The 13,267-nt window shown below is 66.9% G+C and carries 11 protein-coding genes; 9 read left to right on the top strand and 2 right to left on the bottom strand.

The window, feature by feature from the left end; genetic code table 11:
• From GSQ87_RS00230 to GSQ87_RS00220, 3 genes are all read left to right on the top strand, one after another.
• Nucleotides 1-1,957 (top strand): efflux RND transporter permease subunit (locus tag GSQ87_RS00230; RefSeq protein ID WP_174241383.1); only part of this gene is annotated, 1,957 nt, incomplete at its 5' end.
• On the top strand, nt 1,954-3,429 hold the full coding sequence (locus tag GSQ87_RS00225) for an efflux transporter outer membrane subunit (protein ID WP_158912559.1): 1,476 nt from the start codon (nt 1,954-1,956) through the stop codon (nt 3,427-3,429). The genes GSQ87_RS00230 and GSQ87_RS00225, both read left to right, overlap by 4 nt.
• Nucleotides 3,430-3,534: 105 nt before the next feature.
• Nucleotides 3,535-3,858, top strand: a complete 324-nt coding sequence (locus GSQ87_RS00220; protein ID WP_158912558.1) for a TfoX/Sxy family protein — start codon at nt 3,535-3,537, stop codon at nt 3,856-3,858.
• Between the two features lie 46 nt (nt 3,859-3,904).
• Here the strand turns inward: GSQ87_RS00220 and GSQ87_RS00215 are convergent, their stop codons facing one another.
• Nucleotides 3,905-5,365, bottom strand: a complete 1,461-nt coding sequence (locus GSQ87_RS00215; RefSeq protein WP_158912557.1) for a methyl-accepting chemotaxis protein — start codon at nt 5,363-5,365, stop codon at nt 3,905-3,907.
• A 252-nt stretch (nt 5,366-5,617) separates the two neighbouring features.
• Here GSQ87_RS00215 and GSQ87_RS00210 point away from each other — a divergent pair, with 252 nt between their 5' ends.
• Together GSQ87_RS00210 and GSQ87_RS00205 are read left to right on the top strand one after the other, a co-directional pair.
• Entirely contained in the window at nt 5,618-7,081 is a 1,464-nt protein-coding gene (locus tag GSQ87_RS00210; protein WP_158912556.1) for a sulfotransferase family protein, read from the top strand.
• Between the two features lie 197 nt (nt 7,082-7,278).
• Entirely contained in the window at nt 7,279-9,168 is a 1,890-nt protein-coding gene (locus GSQ87_RS00205; protein ID WP_158912555.1) for a KUP/HAK/KT family potassium transporter, read from the top strand.
• Here GSQ87_RS00205 and bla read toward each other — a convergent pair.
• Nucleotides 9,165-10,094, bottom strand: a complete 930-nt coding sequence (bla, locus tag GSQ87_RS00200) for a subclass B3 metallo-beta-lactamase (protein WP_158912554.1) — start codon at nt 10,092-10,094, stop codon at nt 9,165-9,167. The two genes, GSQ87_RS00205 and bla, sit on opposite strands and share 4 nt — an antisense overlap.
• Before the next feature lie 102 nt (nt 10,095-10,196).
• Here bla and GSQ87_RS00195 point away from each other — a divergent pair, with 102 nt between their 5' ends.
• From GSQ87_RS00195 to GSQ87_RS00180, 4 genes are all read left to right on the top strand, one after another.
• Entirely contained in the window at nt 10,197-11,075 is an 879-nt protein-coding gene (locus tag GSQ87_RS00195; RefSeq protein ID WP_158912553.1) for a LysR family transcriptional regulator, read from the top strand.
• 74 nt (nt 11,076-11,149) lie between these two features.
• Nucleotides 11,150-11,983: a 3-methyl-2-oxobutanoate hydroxymethyltransferase gene (gene panB, locus GSQ87_RS00190; protein ID WP_158912552.1), complete on the top strand. Its 834-nt coding sequence runs from the start codon at nt 11,150-11,152 to the stop codon at nt 11,981-11,983.
• A 1-nt stretch (nt 11,984) separates the two neighbouring features.
• A complete protein-coding gene (gene panC / locus GSQ87_RS00185) occupies nt 11,985-12,830 on the top strand; it encodes a pantoate--beta-alanine ligase (protein WP_158912551.1) in 846 nt (281 codons plus the stop codon).
• Nucleotides 12,831-12,960: 130 nt separating this feature from the next.
• Nucleotides 12,961-13,267 (top strand): MFS transporter (locus GSQ87_RS00180; RefSeq protein ID WP_158912550.1); only part of this gene is annotated, 307 nt, incomplete at its 3' end.

Raw genomic sequence — 13,267 nt, 5'->3', positions numbered from 1 at the left:
GATCATGGTCGAAAGCATCTACCGCCACATCTCCGAGCATTCGGGGATCACCCCCGCGCCCAACCGGCGCCACAGCGCCAAGCTGGCGGTGATCGCCGATAGCGCCGCCCAGGTCAGCCGTTCGATCTTCTTCTCCGCCGCCATCATCATCGCCAGCTTCGTACCGCTGTTCACCATGACCGGGGTGGAGGGCCACATCTTCGGGCCCATGGCTCGCACCTATGCCTACGCCATCCTAGGCGGGTTAGTGGCGACCTTCACCATCACCCCGGCGCTGTCCGCCCTGCTGTTGCCGAACGATCTGACCGAGAAGGAGACCTTCCTGGTCCGCCAGCTTCGGCGCGCCTACGGCCCAGCGGTGGAGTTCGCGCTGGCCAACCGCGTCCTGACGCTCGGCGGCATGGGCGTGCTGCTGGCGATCACCGTGCTGTCGGCCAGTTCGCTCGGCACCGAGTTCCTGCCCCACCTGGAGGAAGGAAACTTCTGGATCCGCGCCACCATGCCGGGCGCGATCTCGCTCGAGGAGGGCGACAGCTACGTCAACCGCATGCGGGCGGTGATAAAGTCCTATCCCGAGGTCCAGACCGTGGTGTCCCAGCACGGCCGCCCGGACGACGGCACCGATGCCACCGGCTTTTTCAACGCCGAGTTCTTCGTACCGCTCAAAGCCTTCGACACCTGGCCCGGCCACATCGGCAAGGAGAAGCTGACCCAACAGCTCTCCGCCGATCTGGAACGACGCTTCCCGGGCGTGGAGTTCAACTTCTCCCAGACCATCGAGGACAATGTCGAGGAGGCTGCCTCCGGCGTGAAGGGCGAGAACTCGGTCAAGCTGTTCGGCCCGGACCTGGAAACGCTCCAAGCCACCGCCGACAAGATCGGCGCGGCCATGAAGACGGTGCCTGGAGTGGAAGATCTGCAGGTGCTGAGCGCGCTCGGCCAGCCTACCGTGCGCATCGACGTGGACCGAGTGCGCGCGGCCCGTTACGGCCTGCAGCCCGGCGACATCAATACGGTGATCGCAGCCGCCGTGGGCGGACAGGCGGCCGGGAATCTCTACGAGGACGGCAGCGACCGCAACTTCCCGCTGCTGGTGCGCCTGGCGCCCGAGCATCGCGCCAACCTGGACGACATCCGCAACCTGATGATCGCCGCTCCCACCACGGCGGTCGGGGGAAGCGGCGTAGTGCAGGTCCCGCTGAGCGCAGTCGCCGACGTTAAACTCGTTTCCGGCGCGGCCTTCGTCTATCGCGAGCAGCAACAGCGCTACATTCCCATCGAGTTCAGCGTTCGCGGCCGCGATCTCGGCAGCACCGTGTCCGCCGCCCAGGCCGCCGTGGCGCGCAAGGTACAGCTGCCGGGCGGCTATCGACTGGAGTGGGTCGGGGAACTGGGCGAACTGAACGAAGCCCTGGCCCGGCTGGAGGTGGCGATCCCCATCAGCCTGGCGCTGATCGGCTTCCTGTTGTTCATCAACTTCTCCTCGCTGACCGACACCCTGCTGGCGCTGAGCGTCATGCCGATGGCCATGGTGGGGGGCATCCTGGCCTTGTCGCTCACGGGCACGGCGCTGAGCGTCTCGGCGACCATCGGCTTCATCGGCCTGTTTGGCATCTCGGTGATGAACGGGATTATCGTGATCTCCTCGTTCAACCATCTGGTCCTCGGCGGCCTGGAGCGGGGCGAGGCGTTGCGGCGGGCCTGCGAGACCCAATTGCGCCCCGTGGCCATGACCTGTTTCGCCGCCTGCGTGGGCCTGCTGCCGGCCGCCATGTCCACCGGCATCGGCTCGCAGGTGCAGCGGCCGCTAGCCCTGGTCGTGGTCGGCGGCATCCTGCTCGCGCCGGCGCTGATCCTCTTGGTCCTGCCGGTGCTGATCGACCTGTTCTCGCCCAAGGGTCGATCTGTCCGACGCCATACCGGCGAAGGCGACGCCGCCCACGAGCCCACACGATGATCCGGCTGGCGATAAGACCCCTTGGCGGAACGCTGACGGCGGCGTTGCTGGCCGGGTGCGCTGTGGGTCCGAACTTCCATCGTCCAGCCCCGCCACCCGCTCAGGCTGGCTATGCACAAGGGCCCCTGCCCGCGCGAACTGAGGCTGGACCTGCGGGCCTGGCGGGCGCGGACGCCCAGACGCTCGCCTACGGTCAGGACCTGCCGGGCCAGTGGTGGACGCTGTTCCACAGCCCGGCGTTGGACGCCCTGGTCGCCGATGCGATCCGCGCCAATCCGGACCTGGATTCCGCCCGCGCCGCCCTGAAGGCCGCCCAGGCCGAGGTGCAGTTCCAGCGTGGCGGCCTGCTGCCCACCGCCGCCATCAGCGGTCAGGCCAGCCGCGAGAAGGACAGCAACACCCTCTCGCCGACCCTGAACCAGCCCCTGTCGATGTTCAGCCTCTATACGGTGCAGCTCGCCATCTCCTACACGCCGGACGTGTTCGGCGGGGTGCGGCGCAGCGTCGAGAACGCCCGGGCCCTGGCCGAGCAGCAGCGCTACGAGCTGGAGGCCAGCTACCTCACCATCACCACCAACGTCGCCAACGCCGCGATCCAGGCCGCCGGATTGCAGGCCCAGATCGACGCCTATGAACGATTGGTCGCCATCGACCGCGATCTGCTGACGCTCTACGGCCAGGAGAAGGCGCTGGGCCAGCTCGCCCAGGTCGACGTGGCCGCCCAGGTGGCGGCCCTGGCCCAGGCCGAGGCGCAGTTGGCGCCGCTGCGCCGCCAACTGGTCCAACAGCAGGACCTGATGGCGGAGCTGACCGGCCGCACGCCAGCCGAGTTCACCGCCCCGCCGATCCGGCTGGCCGACCTGACCCTGCCCGACACCCTGCCCGTCAGCCTGCCCTCCAAGCTGCTGGACCAGCGCCCCGATATCCGCGCGGCCGAAGCGAACCTGCATGCCGCCAGCGCGGCGGTAGGGGTGGCGGTGGCCGCGCGCTTGCCCAGCATCACCCTGAACGCCACCGGGGGCGGCGCCTCGACCGGGATCGGCTCGCTGCTGACCAACGGCAACAACTTCTGGACCCTGGCCGGCGGCTTCGCCCAGCCGGTGTTCCAGGGCGGCCAGCTCCTGGCCAAGCAGCGCGAGGCCGAGGCCCAGTACGCGCAGGCCCGCGCCCAGTACCGCTCGACGGTGCTGGCGGCGTTCCAGAACGTGGCCGACGCCCTGCACGCCGTGGAGATCGACGCCCAGGCCCTGCGCGCCACCGCCGCCGCCGAACAGGCCTCGCTACAGGCCTTCCAGCTCGCCCAGGCCCAGCAACGGCTCGGACAAACCTCCGGGGCGCAGGTGCTGGTGGTCGAGCAGGCCTATCGAAATGGACTGCAGGCCGAGGCCCAAGCCCAGGCCGCTCGCTACGCCGACACCGTGGCGCTGTTCCAGGCGCTGGGCGGCGGTTGGTGGGGCCGCCAGGACCGCTGAAGCCGGTCTATCCCGTCCGCGCGTTCCGATTGACGGCTTCCACGGCGGCGCGCGATGAACGTATCGTCGGACGCAGTTCGCCCACATCCGCCTGGAGCGCGAAGCATGGACACTGCCGCTATCGAGGAGATGTTCTCGGCGCTCGGGCCTGTCACGATCAAGCGCATGTTCGGCGGAAAGGGCGTCTATCGCCTGGGCAGCATCGTCGCAGTCGAGTTCCACGGCGAGATACTGCTAAAGGCCGACGACGTCAGCGCACCGGAGTTCGAGGCCGCCGGCGCGCGGCGGTGGAGCTACGAAGGCAAGAAGGGCAAGGCGGTCAACATGCCCTACTGGTCGATCCCCGAAGACGCCTTCGACGATCCGGAGATCATGGCCCATTGGGTCCGGTTGGCCTATGCAGCCGCGCTCCGTTCAAACGCGAGCTAGAGCCGGCCCTGGGGATACTGACAACTACGCCTTGCTGCGTCGTCCCCTATGCAGCGACGGCCCGGCGGACGCCGCCGTCCGAATTGCGCGATTGCGTCCTGCCCGTGGAGGTCGCCGCGCCGGTCTTGAACTGGGCGACCAGGTTGCTCAACGCCTCCGTCTCCTGGGTGAGGCCGTAGGAGGCGGCGGTGGATTGCTCGACCATGGCCGCGTTCTGCTGGGTGACTTGGTCCATCTGGTTGATGGCGGTGTTCACTTCGTTCAGACCGACCGCCTGCTCGTGAGCGGAAGCGGCGATATCGGCGACGACCGTATTGATCTCGGTGACCTGGACCACGATCCGCTCGAGCGCTTCGCCGGTTTGGCCGACCAGGCTGACGCCCGAGGCGACGTGCTGGGCCGAGGCCGAGATCAGACCCTTGATCTCCTTGGCCGCTTCGGCCGAGCGCTGAGCCAGGGCGCGGACTTCGGAGGCGACCACCGCGAAGCCACGTCCCGCGTCGCCGGCCCGTGCGGCTTCCACGCCGGCGTTGAGCGCCAGCAGGTTGGTCTGGAAGGCGATCTCGTCGATCACGCTGATGATGTTGCCGATCTGGCGCGAGGACTGTTCGATGCCGCTCATCGCCGCCACCGCGTCGCGCACCACCACGCCGGAGCGCTCCGCATCGGACTTGGTTTCGCCGACGACCTGGCGGGCGTGGTTAGCGCCCTGGGCGGTCTTCTTCACCGTGGCCGTGATCTGGTCGAGCGCTGCGGCTGTCTCTTCGAGGCTGGCGGCCTGCTGCTCGGTGCGGCGCGACAGGTCGTCGGCGGCCGTGGTGATCTCGCTCGCACCAGACCGGATCGCCGTCGCGTTGATCGCCACCGCGGTCATCGTCTCCTGCAGCCTGTCCATGGCGATATTGAACTCGACCCGCAGCTTCTCGTAGAAGGCGGCCGATCCTTTGATCGCGAGATCGAAAGGCTGGCTGATGCGGAAGGTCAGGTCCCCCGAAGACATCTTCTCCAGCGCGGCTCCCATCGCCTGCAAAGCGACGCCTTGCTGATCGATCGCGGCCTGACGCGACGCCGCAGCGCGGGTCCGGTCCGCATCGGCGGCCCCCTTCTCCGTTTCGGCTTCCTGCTGGAGTCTAAGATGGTCGACAGCGGCGGCCTGGAAAATCCTCAGGGCTTCGGCGAGTTGGCCGATCTCATCCCGGGCGCCCGTCTTCGGAATGGACACGGTGGTATCGCCAAGCGTCAGGCGACGCGCAGCGTCGTTGAGGTCCTTGATCGGCTTGGCCACCGCCCGCAGCAGCGCAAACCCGACGCACAGGGACACGCCGATCATGACCGCTGCGCCCAAGGCGAGCACCGTCATCTGGGCGCCGGCGACCTGCGCGCCGCCCGAGGATTGAATGGCGGAAAGCCTCGACATCTCGCCCCCGGCGACCAGAGCGGCGGTCAAGGCGATCATGCCAAAGCCGATGACGACCTTCTGTGCGATCGGGAAATTCGTGATCGGCATGAGCGCTCCGCCTGGGTCAGGCCAAAGGTTTCCAACGCCGACATCTGTTGGTTAAGCCGGTGAAGAAAGCCTAAATCTTCGCCTATCCAGCCCCATTTTCGATGAGGATGGCGATCGGATGTCAGGTGAAATCCGACACGAACGGTAATGAAGGTCAGTGAAGGCGCCTGGAAACATCCACGTCTTAAAGTTGCACCCCCTATTGACCATGTCGAAGCATGTCGAGAGGACGTCGGTTGGAGCATTTATACAGTGATATCAGCTGACGAAGCCGATGCTTACCGGCGAGCGGTCGCCCTAAATCCGCAAGCCGCCGAGCCACATTACAATCTTGGCGTGATCCTGGGCCGCCAAGGCCGGTTGGACGAGGCCGCCTCGTCCTACGAAAGAGCCCTGGTCCTCAGGCCCGATCATGCCGAAGCGCACAACAACCTAGGCATCGTCCGTCGAGCGCAGGGAAGGTATGGGGAAGCGGAAACGTCGTTTCGCAACGCGCTCGCCGCCCGGCCGAATCACGCCAAGGCCCACTACAATCTCGGCGTCACGCTCCAGCATCAGGGGCGTCTCGAAGAGGCGGCGGCGTCTTATCGAAGCGCCATCGCCATCAAACCGGACTATGCAGAGGCGCACTATAACCTCGCGCTGCAACTGCCGATGGACAGCGCCTCGCCCGACGCCGACACGGCGCTCGCGCTTTTGAGCCAGCAGCTTGGCCAACTCGAGCAGTTCCAGCCGATGCAGCGCGCCATGCTGCTGTTCGCCCTCGGCAAGGCCCAGGAGAGCCGGGGCGAGTTCGATCTCGCCTTCTTGTCCCTGGCTCGGGCGAACGCGCTCCACCGGGCGGTTCGGCCCTTCGACATCGTCGAGGCCGAGCGGCTGACCGCCTCGATCGCCGGATCGTTCGACGGCGCGCTGTTCGAGCGGCTGAGAAACGGGGGCGCCGCCAGTGATCGACCGATCTTCATCGTCGGCATGCCCCGCTCGGGCACGACGTTGATCGAGCAGATCCTAAGCGCCCATCCGGAGGTGCATGGCGCGGGCGAGATACCGACCCTCGAGAGCCTAGTGATCCGGCAAGGCGAACGCCGCGGCGCGGCCTATCCCTCCTGGGCGCGGAACCTGACGCCGGGGGAACGCCACGATCTGGGGCAAGCCTATCTGGACGCCCTGCCCGCGGCCCCAGGCGGCGAGACGCGAATCGTCGACAAGACGCTACTCAACTTCAGACACCTCGGTCTGATCCACCTGTGCCTGCCGAACGCCATCATCATCCATTGCCGACGCGACCCGCGCGACGCCTGTTTTTCCTGCTTTGCGACCCGGTTCGGCGACGGACAGGACTACGCCTACGAGCTTACCGAGCTTGGGCGTTACTGGCGCGCCTACGACGAGTTGATGGCGCATTGGCGCGCGGCGCTCCCGCCTGGACGAATGCTCGAGGTTCCATACGAGGCGGTGATCCAGGACGTCGAGGCTTGGTCGCGGCGGCTCGTCGCCCATTGCGGGCTCGAATGGGACGACGCCTGCCTGCGGTTCTACGAGTCCCAGCGCGACGTGCGCACCGCCAGTTTCGCCCAGGTCCGCCAACCGATCTATGCGAGTTCGGTCGGACGCTGGCGCAGGTTTGAACATCACCTCGGGCCTCTTGTTGAGGCGCTAGGCGAGCCCTGGAAAACCGAAACCCCTTCCGGCGCGTTGGAAGGCGACACGGAATAAAGGTCCAAAACCTTCAGCCCGCGGGCCACGCCCGTTTCTTTTCGACTGGTGCTCGAACATAGGGCGCAAGGCCGCAAGCACGATGCACGGCGCTCAAAGCCTCGGCTCAGCCGTCTGTCCCTAATCCCAACGTCGCATATCTATGGTCTAGATGATTCAGATGACCCGCTGTCGAGCGGCTCCAGCGCAACGGGCACATGACCACCTCTGATCGATCCCCGTCCAAGACGCTGAAATCGACCACGCCCCTCGCGGCCCTGACCGCGCTCGGGATCGTGTACGGGGACCTGGGCACCAGCCCGCTCTACACCCTGCAGACCGTGGTGCTGGCGATGGGCGGAAGGTTCACGCCGGAGAGCGCGCTCGGCGTGCTCTCGCTGATCGTCTGGACCCTGATCATCACCATCTCGGTCAAGTACTGCGTTTTCGTCATGCGGGCCGACAACCATGGCGAGGGCGGCATCCTGGCCCTAATGTCGCTGATCGGCGCCAACACGCTGAAGGGGCGCGGCGCCTTGCTGACGATGATGGGGCTCCTGGGCGCCGCTCTGCTCTATGGCGACGGGGCGATCACCCCGGCGATCTCGGTGTTGAGCGCGCTGGAGGGCGTGAACATCGTCACCAGCGCGATGAAGCCCTTCATCATGCCGCTCGCCGTCGTGATCCTTTTCGGCCTGTTCGTCCTGCAGAAGTTCGGCACCGCGATCATCGGACGTGCGTTCGGACCGATCATGCTGGTGTGGTTCGTGACCATCGCCGTGCTGGGCGTCGGCGGCATCGTCCGCAGACCCGACGTCCTGGCCGCCGTCTTCCCCGGATATGCGATCAGCTTCCTCGCCCATAGCGGCGCGGTCGGTCCCCTGGTGGTGGGCGGGGTGTTCCTCTGCATCACCGGCGGGGAAGCGCTCTACGCCGACATGGGCCATATCGGCCGGTTTCCGATCCGACTGTCCTGGTACGCGGTCGTGCTTCCGGCCCTGCTCCTGAGCTACGCCGGCCAGACCGCCCTGCTGATCCAGAAAGGGACGATCCAGGGCAATCCGTTCTTCCAGCTGGCCCCGGCGTGGTCGATCTATCCCCTCGTGGTTCTGGCGACCCTGGCCACCATCATCGCCAGCCAGGCCATCATCACCGGCGCCTTCTCGATGACCCGCCAGGCGATGCAGCTGAGCTGGTTGCCGGCGATGCGCATCCGCCAAACCTCGAACCAGGCCTACGGTCAGATCTACGTCCCCACCGTGAACTGGCTGCTGATGGCGGCCACCATCGGGATCACGATCGGCTTCGGCAGTTCCGATCGGCTGGCCGGCGCGTATGGGACAGCCGTTTCAACCACCATGCTCTTGACCACGGTCCTGCTCTACACGGCCATGCGCCGGGTATGGCGTTGGCCGCCAGCGGTGTGCGCCGGCATAGGCGCCGTGTTCCTGATCGTGGACCTCGGCTTCTTCAGCGCCAATCTCCTGAAGATCCTGGACGGGGGCTGGCTCCCGCTCACGCTCGGGGCCCTGGTGTTCTTCATCATGACCACGTGGCGAACGGGAGTGGACGTCGTGCGCAAACGTGTGACCGAAAGCTCGACGGAGCCCGAAGCCTTCTTCGCCGTGCTGGATGAGGGCAAGATTCCGCGAGTGCCCGGTACGGCGATATTCCTCACTCGCACCACCCAGCGCATGCCCCCGCTGATGGCCGACCACATCAAACATATGGGCGCGCTTCAGCGCAACGTCATCGCCCTGTCCGTCGTGTTCGAAGAACAGCCCCACGTGGACGAGGAGAGCCGCTGCAGCGTCGAGCACCTGACCCATGGAATTTGGCGGATGACGGCGCGTTTCGGGTTCTTCGAAACGCCCGACCTGCAAACCGCCCTGTCCCACATCGGCGCCCTGGACCCTTCGATCGATTTGAAGTCGGCGGTCTTCTTCGGAACGAGAGACCTCGTCGTTCACCGCCCTGGAAGCCGCGTGTTGTCCCACGGCCGGCTCGCCGTGTTCGCCTTCCTGTACCGCAACGCCCTGAAATTCGTCGACCGGTTCCACCTGCCTCCGGAAAACTCCGTGGAAATCGCCCGCCAGATCGAAATCTAACCGCCTCGCCCTCCTTTAGCGGTCTGGCTTCCGCCGGTCCGAAGCTTGGCGCCTACCTGCTTGGCCATCTCCCTGTCGAAGTCGGCCTGGGCGGCCACGGCGATCCGCTGGAGCTCCCCACGGGATACGAAGGCGTTGGGCTGGCCGGCCAATTGGCGTCGACGCCTTCCGAGCACATCCGCCACCTCGGGATGGTTGGTCAGCACCACGTCCGCCTTCATCGCCTTCCAACGGGCGAAGCTGCTGCGGTAATCGGTGGCGACATTGGGATAGGCGCGGTTGCCGACCAGGACATTGCCGGCCACCGTCATGCTGCAGGGGATGACGACCTGAAGCCGCCGACCCGCTTCGCTCACCGGCAAGGACCAGGTGGTGCAGCCGGGGGTGTGGCCAGGGGTTAGATAGGCGGTCAGGACCGTCCCACCCAGGCGGATGGCCTCGCCATCCTTGACCACGCGATCGACCTTGACCGGCGGAAAGCTCCCTGCACCGAAGACGTTGTCCCCGAGATGGCGGCCATGCTCCAGCGACCACCGGTCGCCTTGGCTCGCTAGCATCACCGCCCCGGTGTCCTGCTTGAGCCGAGCGAGACCGCCGGCATGGTCTGAGTGGGCGTGGCTGTTGACCAGCACCTTCACGTCCCCGAGCCGGAAGCCGAGCCTTGCTATGTTCCGCTCGATCAACGGCGCATTCTCCGCAAGCGTACCGTCCAGCAGGATGTCGCCCGCGGGCGAGACGATCAGGTAGGACGCCAATCCCCGCGAACCGACATAGTAGACGTTTCCCACGATCCGGAACGGCTCCACCGCCTGGGTCCACGCCGCCGGACGCCCATTCGGGGCCGCAACAGTTGGCGTGACGGCTGCGAGCGCCACAAGACCGCCCAGGACGCGCCCTAGGGCGCGGCGACCATAATGTCTGTTCATACCCAAGCTCCCGAATTATGCCTGCCCATTCGTGATGCCCGTTCCAGGACGGCGGGACAAAGGATAAGACCGCAGCCGGATCATGAGGAAAACTAGGGATCGATGCCGCGTTCGGTCGTACCGCTCAATGCGCTGAGGGCGTTCGAAGCCGCCGCGCGCCACCTGTCCTTCACCCGCGCCGCCGATGAGCTGTGCGTCACCCAGGCCGCAATCAGCCATCAGGTCAAAGGCCTGGAGGATCGGCTCGGCGTCGCCCTGTTCCGGCGCTCCAATCGCGGACTGATGCTGACCGACGAAGGGGTCGCGCTGGCGCCGACCCTGTTCGAAGCCTTCGGCGCCATCGACCGCCTGTTCGAGCAATTCGAAGCAGGCGGCGTGCGGGAGGTGCTGACCGTCAGCGCGGTGGGCACCTTCGTGGTCGGCGCCCTGCTGGAGCGGCTCCCGGCTTTTCGCGCCGCACACCCGCTGATCGACCTGCGCATCCTGACCAACAACAACAAGGTCGATATCGTGGCCGAGGGCCTGGATTATGCGATCCGGTTCGGCGACGGCGCATGGCATGGCTCGGACGCAGAGCTGATCTGCACGGCGCCGCTCTCGCCCCTGTGCGCACCGGGCGTTGCCGAGCAGTTCGCCGAACCCGCCGACCTGCTACGTGCGCCGCTGTTGCGCTCCTATCGGCCACAGGATTGGCTGTTCTGGTTCAAGGCGGCGGGGCTGGAGCCGGCGAACCTTCGGGGGCCGCTGTTCGATAGCTCGTTGATCATGGCCCAGGCCGCGATCCGGGGCGAAGGCGTCGCGCTCGCGCCCCACGGCCTATTCCGTCGCGAATTGGAAAGCGGCCAACTCGTCAGGCCGTTCCGGATCGAGGTGGACGTCGGGGGCTACTGGCTGACCCGGCTCAAGTCTAGAGAGCCCACCGCCGCAATGGCCGCCTTCCGGTCGTGGCTGGTCGCCCTGTACCCCTCGAAGACGCTTTGACGCCGCTTCCCCCTCGTCCCCACCTTGCTTAAAAGCGCCGAAGCCGAGCCGCACTCGCGGCCGCTGGAGCAACGATGCGCACCACCTTACGTGACCTGCAGCGGATGAAGGACCAGGGCGAGCGCATCGCCATGATCACCGCCTACGACTATCCGTCCGCGCGCCTCGCCGACCGCGCCGGTGCGGCCATGCTGCTGGTGGGCGACTCCCTGGGCATGGTGGTGCACGGCCACTCGACCACCCTGCCCGTGACCCTGGACGACATGGTCCGCCACTCCGCCGCCGTGGTACGCGGCGCCGAGCAGGCCCTGGTGGTAGGCGACCTGCCGTTCCTGACCTACGCCAGCGACGCCGAGGCCGTCGCCTCGGCCCGGCGGTTGATGCAGGAGGCGGGTGTGCAGGCGGTGAAGCTGGAGGGCGGCGCGCCGGTGGCGTCCAGCGTCCGGCGGCTCACCGAACTCGGCGTGCCGGTGATGGGCCATCTCGGCTTCACGCCCCAGGCCCAGCACCAGCTCGGCCTGCGCGTCCAGGGCAAGGACGCCGCCGGGGCGCGCCGGCTGTTGGAGGATGCGCTGCTGCTGGAGGCGTCCGGCGCCTTCGCCGTGGTGCTGGAACTGGTGCCCGCGCCCTTGGCCGAGGCGGTCACGCGCCGCCTGCGCATCCCGACCATAGGCATCGGGGCCGGTGCGGGTTGCGATGGCCAAGTGCAGGTCTGGCACGACCTGCTGGGCTTGGACGACGGCAAGACGCCTCGCCACGCCAAGCGCTACGCCGACATCGGCGCGGCGATCGGAACCGCGCTCAAGGCCTATGTCGGCGACGTGCGGGCCGGAGCCTTCCCGACCGCCGCGCAAAGCTCGACCATGGAAGAGGCCGAACTCGCCGCCGCCCTGGGCGAGGTTCACTGACATGCAGGTGCTGGAGACCATCGCCGAGGTGCGCGCCGCGCGGCGGGGCCTGACGTCCCTGGGCCTGGTCCCGACCATGGGCTTCCTGCACGCGGGGCACCTGAGCCTGGTGGAGCGGGCCAAGGCCGAATGCGGCGCCGTGGCCGTCAGCATCTTCGTCAACCCCACCCAGTTCGGCCCGAGCGAAGACCTTTCCCGCTATCCTCGCGACCTCCCGCGCGACCTGGCCATGCTGGAGGCGGCCGGGGTGGAGCTGGTGTTCACGCCCCAGCCGGCCGAGATCTATCCGCTGGGCTTCAGCACCCGCGTCGAGGTAGGCGCGGTCGCGGGTCCGCTGGAAGGCGCCTCACGTCCCGGTCACTTCGCGGGCGTGGCCACCGTGGTCGCCAAGCTGTTCAATATCGTCCAGCCCACCCGCGCCTATTTCGGCCAAAAGGACGCACAGCAGAGCGTCGTCATCCGCCGCATGACCCGCGACCTGGACCTGCCGGTCGAGGTCGTGGTCGCACCCACAGTTCGAGAGGCGGACGGCCTCGCCCTGTCCAGCCGCAACGCCTACCTGACGCCGGAGCAGCGCACGGCCGCGCCTGTGCTGTTCCGCGCCCTGTCGAAGGCGCAGGCGTCATTCACCCTCGGTGAGCGCAACGCCGAAACGCTCCGAAACGCGATGCGGGACGTGATCGCCAACACGCCGGAGGCGGAAGTCGATTACGTCAGCCTCGCCGACCCCGATACGATGGAGGAGTTGGTCCTGATCGACACCCGGGCCCTCGCCTCCCTCGCCATACGGTTTGGCCACACCCGTCTGATCGATAATCTGCTGTTGGAAGAGACAGCGCGTCTGTAACCGGTATCGAGGATCGGTTTTATGGTTAAAGCCCTGTCCGTTCGCGGCCCACACGTGCTGTCTGGCATCGTCGGCGAAGAGGCGGTATCAACGCTATAATCAGATTATAGAAAATCAAAACGGGGTGGGTATGAGCAGCAGGACGGTGAACGCGGCGGAGGTGATCGACTCCAGCCCGGTCGGCGCATTCCAGATCGGTATCTTCGTCATTTGCGCCCTCGTCGCGGCCATGGACGGTCTCGACACCCAGGCGATCGGCTACACCGCACCCCTCATCGCGCTGGCGATCCACGCCAAGATGGCGGTGTTCGGCACGATCTTCTCGGCGGGCCTGGTCGGCGCCACCGTGGGTGCGCTGGCCCTGGGCCCGCTAGCGGATCGGTTTGGCCGCAAGTGGCTGTTGTGCGCCGCCTGCCTGTTGTTCAGCGCCTTCACCC

The sequence above is a fragment of the Caulobacter sp. S45 genome, from assembly GCF_009765965.1.
GTDB lineage: Bacteria > Pseudomonadota > Alphaproteobacteria > Caulobacterales > Caulobacteraceae > CAHJWH01.
Note: the sequence above shows the minus strand (reverse complement) of the source record. Positions and strands in the feature narration are given on the sequence as shown.